Here is a 13,114-nt window from a genome sequence, read left to right on the forward strand (position 1 = left end):
CCAGTGCCACTCCCCGACCGCCTGGCAGCGGCTCTGACCGATCCGCCCAGGTCCTTTTCACCCGTACCCATCTGGTGGTGGAGTGGCGAGCCGCTGGACCCGGCCAGGTTGCGCTGGCAACTCGAGCGCTTCGTCGAGGGGGGTGTCTATCAACTGGTCGTGCTCAACCTGGCACCGGCCGGCTCCGACCACGGCTGCGATGCCGACGATCCACCGTTCTTGTCCGAAGCCTGGTGGGACATCTTCCTCGGCGTCTGCTCCGATGCGGAGGAACTCGGCGTCTCGCTGTGGTTCTACGACCAACTCGGCTTCTCGGGCGCGGACCTGCAGGCGAAGCTGGTGGCCGGCCGTCCGGCGTACGCCGGTCGTCGGTTGCAGCGGGCAACAATCGAGGGGACCGGGCGACTGGTTCTCCACTGCCCGGCGGGAGGGCGGCCGATCGCGGCGGTGCTCGAACCGCTGGATGGGGGCTCAGGGCAACCGGTGACGACGACGGGTGACCGCGCCGAGTGCGAGGCGCCGACGGAGTCGCGGCTCTCCTTGTTCTACGAGACGGATCACGGGTTCGACTACCTGAGTGCCGAAGCCTGTACCGCGTTGCTCGACCAGGTGCACGGGGAATTCGCCCGCCGGCTGGGAGACAGGCTCGGCAAGGTGGTGGTCGGGTCGTTCCAGGACGAGCTTCCCTCGATGCCCACCTGGTCGGCGGACTTCGCCGAGCAGTTCGTCAGCAGCTACGGGTACGACTTGCGGGACCGCCTCGGGGCCTTGTGGGGGAGTCCGTCGCCGGATGCCGACCGGGTGCGGCGCGACTATCACGCACTTCGTGCAGCGCTGGCCGAGGAGGCGTTCTTCAAGCCGCTGTACGAGTGGCACGAGCACTACGGCTTGATGGTCGGCTGCGACCAGCAAGACCCTGCCCGTGCGGGCCGTCCTGTCGAGGGTGTTCAGTTGTACGCCGACTACGCGCGCACTCATCGCTGGTTCAGTGCACCCGGTTCGGATCATCACGGTGACGCGCGGATCCATTCGTCGCTCGCCCACCTCTACGACCGGCCGCGAACCTGGATCGAGGCGTTCCACTCCACCGGCTGGGGCGGCACGCTGGAGGAGACCTTCGACTGGTTGCTGCCGTGGCTGCGAACGGGCGCGACCCTCTACAACCCGCACGCGGTCTACTACACGACCCGCGCCGGCTGGTGGGAGTGGGCTCCGCCCTCGACCGATTGGCGCCAGCCGTATTGGCGGCACCACAAGCACTTCGCCGACGCGGTCGCCCGGCTGTGCGCGGTCCTGTCGATGGGGCGGCACGTCTGCGACGTCGCCGTACTGTTCCCCAATGCGACCGCCCAGGCAGGCCTGACCATGGACGGGCCCGGTCCCGAGGCGGTCAGGGCTCAGGAGGTGTATCGGGAGCTGATCGGCGACGCGACCTGGTTCGCGCCGGTGCCCGGAGTGCTGGACCAGGCTTGTATCGATGCTGATGTCATCGATGACGACTCACTGGCCGGCGCCGAGGTGGGTGAGGGGCCGCGGCTGTTCATCGCCGACGAGCAGTACGCCGCGGTGGTGTTGCCAGCAGCAACGGTTTTGGAGGGACCGGTCGCCGAGCGGCTCGACGAGTTCGTCGCGGCGGGCGGTCTGCTGGTGGCCGTGGGGGCATTGCCGGCCCGAGCGGTGGCCGGTGGTGACAAGGCGGTCGCTCTGCTCAGGGAGCGGTTCGCCCGAGGCGAGGCGCACTTGGTGGCAACGGCCGCGGAGGTTCCCGGCGTACTGGCTCGGCTGTCGCGTCGAGTCGAGGCCGGGGTGCCCGCGCTGGTTCGCGAGGTGGACGGCTCGCTGATCGTCTTCGTCACCGCCACCGAGTGGAGCGCGACCCGGGTCGGCGACGGCCGGCCGGTCGAGAGAGGGATCAGCCACGACTGGGCCACCGTCGGCTACGACTTCGACCCGGACCGGTACCTGCGAGAAGTGACGGTGCGGGTTCGCGATGCGCCGGGTGCGCCGATGCTGGTCTCACCGTTCGGCGACGAGCCGAGATCGCTTGCTTTCACCGTCGATGGAGACGTCACCGAGGTGGTCGTCCCGTTCGGCCAGGGACCGGCGGCGCTCCTGGTGTTTGCTGCAGGCAACGAACCGGCTGCGCCGCTCACGACCACGCACTGGCGGGAGGAGCTGCTCGACGGCGACTGGGAGGCGAACCTGTTGCCGACGCTGGACAACACCTGGGGTGACTTCGCCTGGCCGCCGACCCAGTCGTCCCCCGAAGTAGTGGAGAAGTGGGCGCTGAGGCACCGCGTCGACGGTTCCACCGACTGGAGCGACGCGCACGCAACCTTCGGCCCGCACGGACTGATCGACGGCGTGCCGATCGAGTACTCCGAACGCCTCGGCATCCGCAACGACCCGATCCACAAGGACTCGCTCGGCCCGAAAGGTCACGTGCCGGAGGAATTCCTCGACTTCGGCGCGGTCGCGGCCGGGCGGACCGTCACCTTCCGGGCCGCCTTCGAACTCGACCAGCCGCTCGACACCACGGTCGTGGTCGGCGCCCCGGCAGCCAAGGAATTGATCCTCGACGGCACCCGGTTGCCGATCGACGACGCGGGCGGCCACTTCGCCCTGACCACTGTGAGCTTGCGTGCGGGACGGCACGAGGTTGAACTTCGCCTCACCCCAGCCGAGGAACTGTGGCTGCGCGCGAACCTGGCCTTCGTCCGTGACCCAGCGGCCTACCGTCGCCCGGAGTGGATCGCTCCCGCGGAACCGCCACCACCCGGTACTGCGATCCGCCTCACCACCACCGTCGTACCAGCCGGCGAAACCGAGCTCACGTTGACCGCGAGCGGCTCGGCACGCCTGTTCGTCAACGGCACCGAGGTCGGTCGCCAAGGCGGCTTCCTTCCGTACGAGCGCCCGACCCCGCGCGTACGCCGGTACGACGCGGCCGCCGCGCTGCGACCCGGCGAGAACGAGGTGTCGATCGAGCTGGACCGGCCGGCGCCGATCCTCGTCGACGGACTGGTCGTCTCCGATCACGACTGGTACTGCGACATCGCCGGCGAGCGGACCAAAGTGGTTCGCAAGCGCCAACGACATCGGGCGCTGGCCGACCTGTATCTGCACCGCCGGCCGCATCCGTTGCCCTCGGCCTCCTGGCTGGACGGCACGGAAGAAGTGGCCGAGCCGATCACCTTCGCGGTACCGCGGCCCGAACCGCAGCGGACGGAGTACCTGCGCTTCGATCTGCCGCCGGGCACAGTTCGCCTCGAATTCGATCTCGCCGTCCACGCTGTCGTCACTGTGGACGAAACCGAGGTCGCGGCCGGATCCGGGCACCTGGTGGCCGAGGTGCCGCCCGGTGCGCGCGTAGCTGAGTTGAAGCTGCTGACCAGGCCGGGTTTCGAGGCGGGTGCCGCGCTCGCCGGACCGATCCGGGCGACCGTCGGGCCAGGGCGGATCGGCCTGGGCGACTGGGAGGAGCTCGGACTCGCGGAGTACAGCGGGGGCGTCCGCTATCGCCGCCGGATCACCACCCACGGTCGGTTCCAGCTCGACCTCGGCAAGGTCCGCGGGACGGCCGAGGTCCTGCTCGACGGCCGCAGCGCGGGAGTCCGGTTCTGTGCGCCGTACGTCTTCGAGCTCACCGCTCCGGCGGGCGAGCACACGCTCGACATCGAGGTCTTCGGCACCGTCGCGCCGTACCTCGACGCGGTCAGCCCGACCCACTTCGTGTTCGCAGGACAGCGGACGTCAGGCCTGTTCGGGCCGGTCCGAGTGAGGCACTTCCGAGAGGAGCCCTGATCAAGTGACCGAAGATCTGAGACCCGCGGTGAGACTGGCTCGACGCCGGTTCCTCACCCTCACCGGCGCCGCCACGGCGGTTGCGTTCGGGACCAACCTGCCAGGAACCGCGGTCGGCAGTGGCGCGACCGGCGGACTCACCGGCAACCCCTTCACGCTCGGCGTCGCCTCCGGTGACCCGCTGCCCGACGCGGTGGTGATCTGGACCCGCCTCGCCCCCAAGCCCTTCGAGCCACTCGGCGGCGCGCCGTACAAGGAGGTCGGCGTCGACTGGCAGGTCGCGAAGGACGAGCACTTCCGCCAGGTCGTGCGAGCCGGCCGGGCCACCGCTCGACCGGAGTACGCGCACAGCGTGCACGTCGACGTGCAAGGCCTGCAGCCCGGCCGGCACTACTGGTACCGCTTCCGCGTCGATGGCTACCTCAGCCAGACCGGTCGCACCCGTACTGCGCCGGCGCCCGGCCAGCGAGGCGGTCAGCTGACCCTTGGCGTCAGCTCCTGCCAGGCCTGGACCGACGGGTACTACACCGCACAAGGGCATCTGGCTGCCGAGGATGTCGACGCCGTGGTCTTTCTCGGCGACTACATCTACGAGTTCGGGATCTCGGCCGCCGGTGGACTGCGCAATCTGACCGACCCGGTGCCGGACCAGTTCCGCACCGAGGCGGACACGCTCGACCGGTACCGGCTGCAGTACGCCCTCTACAAGTCGGACCCGAACCTCCAGGCGGCCCACCTCAACACTCCTTGGATCACCACCTGGGACGACCACGAAGTACAGGACAACTACGCCGGGCTCGTCTCCAAGAACAACGCCCCCGTAGAAGACTTCCTGGTACGCCGGGCGAACGCGTACCGCGCGTACTGGGAACACCTGCCGTTGCGCGGGCCTGCTCCCCAAGGGCCGAACTACTTGCTCTATCGCCGATTCACCTTTGGCCGGCTTGCAGAGTTGAGTGTGCTCGACACTCGGCAGTACAGGTCGGACCAGGCGGCCGGTGACGGCTGGAAGGGAGACTCCGACGCCCGGCGCGATCCGGCGCGGGTGCTCGCCGGACAGCAACAGACGCAGTGGTTCCTGGCCGGACTGAACCGCTCGCGCGCGACGTGGAACGTCCTGGCCAACCAGGTGATCATGAGCCGGATGGATCTCGACCCGACGCCGGCGGACCTCTACAACATGGACGCCTGGGACGGCTACGGAGCCGAGCAGAAGGTGATGCTCGACGGGCTGGCCGCGAACCGGCACCGCAACCCGGTCGTGCTGACCGGTGACGTGCACTCGGGCTACGCGATGGAGATGAAGCGCGACTTCGCCGATCCGTCCTCGCAGACGTACGGCGTGGAGCTGGTGCCGACCTCCTTCAGCAGTGGCGGCAACGGCGTCGACGTGTCGGCCAACGGGGAGAAGTTCCTGGCCGCCAACCCGCACCTCAAGCTGGTCAACGAGAAACGCGGCTACTCCGTCCTTCGCTTCGACGAGAAGGAACTGCGGGTCGACTTCCGCGCGGTGCCGTACATCGACCGGCCGGGCGCGCCGATCTCCACCATCCACTCGTTCGTGGTCGAGGCCGGTAACCCGGGCTTGAACACCGTTGCTCAGGAGGCGGTCCGATGAGGTTCCGAGGTGGGTGGCGGCCGGTCGCAGTACTGGGCGCCGTCGTGCTGGGGATGGTTGCCGCAGGCATCACCGGTCCGGCCGCGGCCGATCGTCCCGTCCAACGTGGGCTGACCCTCGCGACCGATGTCGCGCAGGTCGCGGTGACACCGGTTCCCTGTGCGAAACAAGGCTTCGAGCTGCGCTTCGGCAACACCGGAACCACCGCCGTGTACGCCGATGCGTTCCTCGACGCGGCCGCTCCGCTCACCCTGTCGCGGAAGCTCGTCTCCAGCTATCTGCCGCCCGGTTACACGCTCAAGCTGCCGATCGCGGTGAACGCGCCACGGGACACCGCGCCGGGCTCCTACTCGATCCAGATCAGGGCAGGAGATCAGACTCTCACGCTGCCGGTGCAGGTAGGGGAGGCACCGACCGACACCACCGGCAATCTTGCGCGCTACGTGCCGGTGAGTGCGTCCAGCGAACACCTGCCGGTGTATCCGGCCTGTGGTGCGGTCGACGGCGATCGTGACTCCGAGCACTGGGCCAAGACCACCGGCTGGAACGACGCGACCAAGGGCGCCTTCCCGGACTGGCTGCAGGTGACCTTCGACCAGCCGCAGAGCGTCGGCCGGGTCGACCTCTACACACTGAACTCCAAGCAGTACCCGGCCGCGGGGTACGGCCTGAAGGACTGGGACGTGCAGGCCAAGGTCGGTGACGCCTGGCAAACCGTCGCCGAGGTGAGGGGCAACGTGGCGGGTATGAAGAGCTCCACCTTCACCCCGGTGACGGCCAGCGCAGTACGGGTTCTCACGCTCGCCAGCAACGAAGGACCGACGTACTCGCGAGTCGTGGAACTGGAGGTCTACAACAACTAGTAGACCTCGATCCGGTCGAGGCTGATGACGGTGCTGGTCGACGCGGGGTTCTTGTCGCCGGTCACGCGCACCTTCAGGGTGTGCGGTCCGGCGGGCAAGGTCGGGCTGACGTAGACCAGTTGCTCACCGACGCGGATCGAGCTGTAGTAGTCGACCCGCTGTTCAGGACCGCCGTCGATCGAGAGGCCGGCAATTCCGTTGCCTGTGTCAACGACACTGAGCAGCGCGACCTTCGTACCGGTGAACCTGATCGTGGCCGACGCGTTCGTCTCACCGGACCAGTGGTCGTTGCCCCAGAAGCACTGGTTCCCGCAGCCCGACCCGGAGCTCCAGTTGCCGGCGTACTCGACCTGGTTCTGGCCGGTGCCGGCGTCGGTGTCGTTGATCCAGTAGCTGGCCGAGCCGGGGTCTCCGGACGGTAGCGTCTGGGTGGCGCCGGCTGCCAGCGGGCTGCCGAGGTTCGGAGTTCCGTCGGCGTTCCAGCTGATCTTCTGCGCCCGGGCGGTACGGAACGCGTACGTGTAGGTGCTGGTGTTCTTGCCGTGGTACGCGATCCAGTCCTCGGTGCCGTCAGGGGACTTGAAGAAGGAATGGTGCCCCGGTCCCCAGACGCCGGTCGAGTCGTTGCGGGCGAAGATCGGGCCCGGGTGCTGGACCCAGTTCGCCGCGACCATCGGGTCGGCCCCGTTCGCGATGCTCTTCATCCACAACTGGTAGTCGGGCTTGCCGGTGTCACAGGTCGAGTAGGTGAGGAACGTCCGGCCGTTGTGATACAGCGGAGTAGGACCTTCCCGTACTTCGGAGCAGCCACCGTCCGCCGGGATGGCGACCCGGTTGCCGGTCGCCGTCCAGGCGTTGCTCATCCGGACGATGTAGAGCTGGGCCGGACCGCCCTGACCGCGGCCCGGGCCGGTCCAGACGAAGTACTGCTGGTTGTTGTGCGTGATCGGCTCGCCGTCGATCGCGTACTCACCGAAGTCGGCGATCTTGGCCTTGAAGTGGTACGGACCGAGCGGGTCGTTGCCGGCCGACTCGAGCACGTACATCCGGTGGTTCGCGTCCACCCCGTCGGACGCGGTGTAGTAGATGTACCAACGGCTGCCGACGTGCCGGAACGCGGGCGCCCACATCTGGGTGTTGCGACTGGTGTCCGTGTCGCGCCACACCACCTGCTCCGGTGCGACCAACAGCGTGGCCAGACTGGCCGACGACCAGATGCCGATGTGGTCACCGGTGGTGGTGGCCACGTAGTACTTGCCGTTGTAGAAGAACAGCGACGGGTCGGCACCGGCGTTCACCGGGTTCCGGAAGGTGTGTGCCAAGAGCGCGCTCTCCTGCCGGTCGGGCGGCTCGGCGGCCGGCGCCGGGCCGGCGTACACACCGGTCAGCAGGACAGCGAGCGCAGCAAGGATCAGGGCGGGGCGGATGAACCTCATGCTCCGTTCTTACAACGTTGGAAGCCGACCGTAAACAGTTCACACCAGGATCGAACAGTCGGCCCGCGCTACCGCCAGCTCGGGTTGGCCTCGAGGAATCTGTTGTCGAGGGCAACCATCGTGGCGGTCAGCGCGGCGATGCGGGGCCGGACCACCTCGTCGGCGAGCAACCCGGTCTCGCCGCACTGCTCGAACTCCCGCGAACTGTCGACGACCAGGGCGAACAGGGCCGTGTTGCTGCGCAGAGTCAACCGCTGCAAGGCGATCCGGTGCGCGGCAACTCCGTTCAGCCGCAACCGGAGCCGCTCTCCCGTCGCCAGCGCCGCCCAGGCATCCGTCAACGGGACCGACAGCTCTTCGAGCCAGGGCCCGACCGCCTTGGCGAGCCGTTCGCGGTACTCGCTCAGCCAGGGCGAACACGGATCGCGACCGCCCTCGACGGTGAAGAAGGCTGCGGTCGTCCCGTTCGCCACGATCGCCCGCAGGACGGCCACATTCGCCCGCACGGTCGCGAATTTCGGCGTACCGCTGAACAGGTCGAGAACCCCGCCCGGCCTGTGGAACGTGCTCGGCACAAGTGTGCCCAGATCAGTATCCATGGTCCCCCCATGACGCCGATCGGTTAGTTCAAGGTCCGCCCGTGCGAGGCCGGTGTCAAGGGGGTCACCTCGAGTGGCCGAGCGACTTCGTTGCGGCGCCGCGGGCAACTTGTCGCCGGCTGCTGGTGTGGCGGTACCAGCCGTACGCGAGCAGAGCGCAGATGGCGCCGTTGAGCACGCCCGCGCCAACGTCGGTGACGTGGTGCATCCCGCGATAGAGCCGCGCGAATCCCACCATCGTCGGCATCGCCAGACAGAGGATCACCGTGGTCCAGCGCAGCCACGCCCGTTCGATGCCCAACGCGAGCAGGGCGAACGCGAGGTACAGGCCGGTCGACGCCCCTTCGTGCCCGCTGGGATAGCTGGCCGTCGGCGGTGACTTGTCCAGATGCGGGACCTGTGGGCGGTCGCGGTCCACGACCTTGGCCGCGATCAGGAAGATCAGTCCCTGCATGGCGATCGCGATCGGTGCGACGAAGGCCAGCCGCAGGTCCTTGGTCCGCCACAGCAGCAGGGACGAGACGACGATGCAGACCGCGATCACGCCCGCGGTGTTGCCGATCTGGGACCACACCGCGGTGATCGTGTTCCAGCTGCCGTCCCGGTGGGCGGCAAGATCTTTGTTGACCCCCTCCTCGGCATGGGAGACCCCGTCCAGGGGTCCTTTGAGCGCGAGCCCGAAGCCGACGAGGATGCCGCCGAGCGCTACGCCGGGTGCGACGGTCCTGGTGAGGAGGTCGCTGCCGTCTTGCCGATGAATCCGATCCATGAAGCGAACATAATGCCCAAACCGAGTACGTGCCCGCCGAGGATGTCGGACGGGAAATGCGCACCGATGAAAAGCCGGTCCAGACCGACGACGACGGGCACCACGATCGCGAGCGCGACGGCGACCCGGCGCCCGGTCGCCGAGAGCACCGGCCAGAGCAGGAAGACCATGACGCCGGCGGCCAACGTGATGTTCAGGGCGTGCCCGGACGGGAACGAGTAGCCGTGGGCGTGCGGGAAGGATTTGTCGTCGACGACCGGCCGGGCACGCTGGGCCAGTGGCTTGGCGAGGCCGCCGAGGCTCCAGCCGATCATCATCGTGACGAACGCCCACAACGCGCGCGCCCGCAGGTTCTTCGACCGCCAGGCCCAGGCGACGACGATGGTCGCCACGACGTACACGACGATCGGCTGGCTGACGAGTTGGATCACCTTCAAGGTCGGCACCAGTCCGTGCCGAATGCTGAATCCGGTCGCGGCCCGGCTGGCCGACTCGTCGGCCCTGATCAGTGGGTCGAACTGCTGCCGGACGGCGAAACCGAGCAGCGCCACGGGCAGCGCGAACAGCACCATCGCCAGGACACCCCGGAGCAAGCGCCAACTCCGTGTCCGGACGATCGTGGTCGCACCCGCGCGCCGCATCGCCATCCCTGCTCCTGTACCCACTGGCACGGACGGGACGCAGGTGCCTGTCCGTGACTAGACGATCACTGTGCGGTGAGCTGGTCAACGCGCCGGACAGGCCCATATTCTTTACCAAGATTTAGGCGTGACGTTTCGCGAGTGCCGGTCGTTGACCTGTCAGACAGTTCCTGATCATCGGGGTCCTGGGGGACCCGGGAGGGCCACCCGTGCATCGATTCAATCCACCGCCCAGCTGGCCCGAGCCGCCGACCGCCACCTGGCGTCCGCCGCTCGGCTGGGAGCCCGACCCCGAGTGGCCCGACGCTCCTGCGGGCTGGGGCTTCTGGATCAACCGGCACGGCCGCAAGGCCAGTGGCCCGATCGGGGCGTACGGCGCTGTCGATGCCGGCCGCCTCGAGCTCGCCACCGCCGACCGTTCCCTGCTGCTGATGCATTCCTGACGCACCCGCACGACCCTGTTATCGCGCTTTGATGTTATGTTACCAATCGACATAACATCGCTGCGGGGACAACGGGAGGCGCGAGCGTGGGGGAACCGTCCTGGATCGGCGTCGACCTCGGCACCCAGAGCGTGCGAGCGGTCCGCGTCGCCGCGTCCGGGGTCGTGCTCGGCCGGGCCGCCCGAGCGCTGAGCAGTTCGCGCCCGGCCGACGACCGCCACGAGCAGGACCCGTACGACTGGTTCGCCGCCGTCGACGCCACTCTGGCCGAGGTCGCGGACCCATCCGTCGAGGGCATCGCGATCTGCTCCACCTCCGGCACCGTCCTGCTGACCGACCCGACCGGGCGCCCGATCACGTCGGCCCTGATGTACGACGACGCCCGCGCCGCCGCGGAACTCCCGCGCGTCGTCGCCGCGGACCCGGACCGCTGGTCCACCGCGATGCAACCCACCTGGGCCCTCCCCAAAATCTTGTGGCTCACCGATGCCGCCGCCGGGGCCGGCGCAGGCTCGGGAGCGGCGGCGGACGGCCGGCGTACGGAGTTGCGGATCGCTCACAGCGCGGATGCCGTGGCTGCTCAGCTCACCGGGCATCCCGTCGCGACCGACACCAGTCATGCGCTCAAGACCGGCTACGACCTGGTCGCCGGGACCTGGCCGTACGACGCCTTCGGCCGACTCGGCCTGGCACGTGAATGCTTCCCCGACGTCGTCCTGCCCGGCACCGAACTCGGTCGCGTCTCAGCGGCAAAAGCCCAGCTCACCGGGGTCCCCGAAGGCACTCCGGTGTACGCCGGTATGACCGACGGCTGTGCGGCCCAGCTCGCCGCGGGAGCCCTCGCCCCGGGCGCCTGGAACTCCGTCCTCGGCACCACCCTCGTTCTCAAAGGCGTCAGCAAGGACCTGCTCGACGACCCGACCGGCGCGGTCTACTCGCACCGGCACCCCGACGGCGGCTGGCTTCCGGGCGGCGCCTCGAACACCGGCGCCGGCGCGCTCACCGCGCTGCTTCCGGGCGCCGATCTCGAGGTCTTCGACCGGCAGGCGCGCGACCTCGGCCCGGTCGACGCCGCGATCTACCCGATCACCAAGCGCGGTGAGCGATTCCCGTTCGTCGCACCGGACGCCACCAGCTTCGAGCTCGGCGACTTCCCGGACGACCTGCACCGGTACGCCGGTGTGCTGCAGGGCGTCGCCTTCATCGAGCGGCTCGCCTTCGAGCACCTGGTGAAGCTCGGCGCCGAGCCGGTCGGTTCCGTCTCGCTCACCGGCGGCGCCGTTCGCAGCGGCTACTGGAACCAACTCCGGGCCGACGTCCTCGGCGTACCGGTGGAACTCCCGGCCATCTCCGACCCGGCGTACGGGATGGCGATCCTTGCTGCTTCGCGCGAGACCTCGGTGACGGAGACGGCTGCCCGGATGGTCAAGGTGGCGACCGTGCTGGAGCCGCGCCCGCGAGGACGGCTGGAGAACCTGTACGGCGAGTTCGTCGCCGAGCTGGATCGCCGGGGGTACCTGGGATGACGCGCACCATCGTCGTACTGGCCCGGCACGGGCGGACCGAGTGGCATCACGGCAACCGGTACACCGGCTCCACGGATCTGCCGATCGACGAGGTCGGCCGGCAGCAGGCGGATCAGCTCAAGGACTGGGCGGCGGATTTCGCGCCGGATGCCCTCTGGTCGTCACCGATGCTGCGAGCCAGGCAGACCGTCGCCCCGACCGCCGAACTCCTCGGCCTCGAACCGGTCGTGGACGCGCGTCTTCGCGAACTGGACTTCGGTACCGCGGAAGGCCGCAGGCTCGGCGAACTGCCCGTCGAGGTGGCGAAGGCGTTCGAACTGGATCCGGTCGGCCGGCACTTTCCCGGCGGCGAGGACCCGAGGACAGCGGCCGACCGGGTCTACGAGGCTTTCCAGGAGATCGGGAAGGCGCACGCCGGCCAGAAGGTGCTCGTGGTCGCGCACAACACGCTGATCCGGCTGCTCACCTGCCGGGTGCTGGGGCTGGAGTTGCGGGACTACCGCAGACTGCTGCCAGCGCTCGGGCCCGCCGCGCTGGTGCGATTCCGCTGGCAACCGGACACAGTGGGCCTGGAGGCGTACAACGTTCCGGCAGTGCGAATGGAGAAGCTGGCATGAGTTCTGATCCCGATGGTGACTCCCCGGAGCTGAGCCGCCCGGCCCGGCGCCAGGCCGAGATCGCCGCGTACGTCGTGAAGCACGGCTCCGTGTCGGCCAACGATCTGGTCGAGGCGTTCGGCGTCAGCGTGATGACGGTGCACCGCGACCTGGACGAGCTGGAACGCCAGGGCGTGGTGCGTAAGTACCGCGGCGGCGTGACGGCTCAGCCGACCAGCGTGTTCGAGAGCAACGTGGCGTACCGGCTGAACACCGCGCAGGCGGAGAAGTCGGCCCTGGCCCGGCATGCCCGCGCGATGATCGAGCCGGGGATGTCGGTGATGCTGGACGACTCGACCAGCGCGCTCGCGCTGATCGACCTGTTCGAGGACATCACCCCGCTGACCGTCGCGACCAACTTCCTGCCGGCGATCGGCAAACTGAGCCAGCTCCGCGACATCACCCTGCTCGCGCTCGGCGGGATCTATTCGCCGTCGCACGACTCGTTCGGCGGCCTGCCGTGCGCCCAGGCGGTCGAGGCGCTGCACCCGGACTTCTTGTTCTGCAGCGTTTCCGCGGTGTCGCCGACGCACGCGTTCCACCAGGAACAGGAGATCGTCCTGGTCAAGCAGGCGATGCTGCGATCGGCCCGGACCAAGGTGCTGCTGGTGGACCACGGCAAGCTCCAGCGCACCGCTCTGCACAAACTCGCCCCGCTCACCGATTTCGATCTCGTGGTGGTCGACGAGAAGACCCCGGCCGACCTGGTCGAAGGTCTGCGCGACCACGGCGCCACGGTCGAAGTCGCCCTACTCTAAT

Annotated in this window: 11 protein-coding genes; 7 read left to right on the forward strand and 4 right to left on the reverse strand. The window is 68.7% G+C overall.

The window, feature by feature from the left end:
- Positions 1 to 3: 3 nt before the first annotated feature.
- From EV138_RS19430 to EV138_RS19440, 3 genes are read left to right on the forward strand one after another with little or no spacing between them, the layout of a single operon-like run.
- On the forward strand, positions 4 to 3,804 hold the full coding sequence (locus EV138_RS19430) for a hypothetical protein (protein ID WP_202866767.1): 3,801 nt from the start codon (positions 4 to 6) through the stop codon (positions 3,802 to 3,804).
- Between the two features lie 4 nt (positions 3,805 to 3,808).
- Positions 3,809 to 5,422: an alkaline phosphatase D family protein gene (locus tag EV138_RS19435; RefSeq protein WP_133980283.1), complete on the forward strand. Its 1,614-nt coding sequence runs from the start codon at positions 3,809 to 3,811 to the stop codon at positions 5,420 to 5,422.
- A complete protein-coding gene (locus EV138_RS19440) occupies positions 5,419 to 6,285 on the forward strand; it encodes a discoidin domain-containing protein (RefSeq protein WP_133980284.1) in 867 nt (288 codons plus the stop codon). Before EV138_RS19435 ends, EV138_RS19440 begins: the two co-directional genes overlap by 4 nt.
- On the opposite strand, the gene EV138_RS19445 is transcribed toward EV138_RS19440, so the two are convergent.
- From EV138_RS19445 to EV138_RS19460, 4 genes are all read right to left on the reverse strand, one after another.
- A complete protein-coding gene (locus EV138_RS19445) occupies positions 6,282 to 7,721 on the reverse strand; it encodes a family 43 glycosylhydrolase (protein WP_133980285.1) in 1,440 nt (479 codons plus the stop codon). The genes EV138_RS19440 and EV138_RS19445 overlap by 4 nt on opposite strands.
- A gap of 68 nt (positions 7,722 to 7,789) precedes the next feature.
- A complete protein-coding gene (locus tag EV138_RS19450) occupies positions 7,790 to 8,320 on the reverse strand; it encodes a hypothetical protein (protein WP_133980286.1) in 531 nt (176 codons plus the stop codon).
- A 64-nt stretch (positions 8,321 to 8,384) separates the two neighbouring features.
- Positions 8,385 to 9,089, reverse strand: coding sequence for a phosphatase PAP2 family protein (locus EV138_RS19455; protein ID WP_133980287.1), 705 nt, complete (start codon positions 9,087 to 9,089; stop codon positions 8,385 to 8,387).
- On the reverse strand, positions 9,026 to 9,736 hold the full coding sequence (locus tag EV138_RS19460; protein ID WP_133980288.1) for a phosphatase PAP2 family protein: 711 nt from the start codon (positions 9,734 to 9,736) through the stop codon (positions 9,026 to 9,028). The genes EV138_RS19455 and EV138_RS19460 overlap by 64 nt, the downstream gene beginning before the upstream one ends.
- 203 nt (positions 9,737 to 9,939) lie before the next feature.
- Here EV138_RS19460 and EV138_RS19465 point away from each other — a divergent pair, with 203 nt between their 5' ends.
- The 4 genes from EV138_RS19465 to EV138_RS19480 all read left to right on the forward strand — a co-directional run bounded on the left by EV138_RS19465 (position 9,940) and on the right by EV138_RS19480 (position 13,113).
- The gene (locus EV138_RS19465; protein WP_133980289.1) at positions 9,940 to 10,173 is read left to right on the forward strand and encodes a hypothetical protein; all 234 of its coding nucleotides are present in this window, start codon (positions 9,940 to 9,942) and stop codon (positions 10,171 to 10,173) included.
- An 86-nt stretch (positions 10,174 to 10,259) separates the two neighbouring features.
- Entirely contained in the window at positions 10,260 to 11,699 is a 1,440-nt protein-coding gene (locus EV138_RS19470; protein WP_133980290.1) for an FGGY-family carbohydrate kinase, read from the forward strand.
- The gene (locus EV138_RS19475) at positions 11,696 to 12,316 is read left to right on the forward strand and encodes a histidine phosphatase family protein (protein WP_133980291.1); all 621 of its coding nucleotides are present in this window, start codon (positions 11,696 to 11,698) and stop codon (positions 12,314 to 12,316) included. The genes EV138_RS19470 and EV138_RS19475 overlap by 4 nt, the downstream gene beginning before the upstream one ends.
- The gene (locus tag EV138_RS19480; protein WP_133980292.1) at positions 12,313 to 13,113 is read left to right on the forward strand and encodes a DeoR/GlpR family DNA-binding transcription regulator; all 801 of its coding nucleotides are present in this window, start codon (positions 12,313 to 12,315) and stop codon (positions 13,111 to 13,113) included. Before EV138_RS19475 ends, EV138_RS19480 begins: the two co-directional genes overlap by 4 nt.
- Position 13,114 lies beyond the last annotated feature (1 nt).

Origin of the sequence: Kribbella voronezhensis, from assembly GCF_004365175.1 — a bacterium.
Classification (GTDB): Bacteria; Actinomycetota; Actinomycetes; order Propionibacteriales; family Kribbellaceae; genus Kribbella; species Kribbella voronezhensis.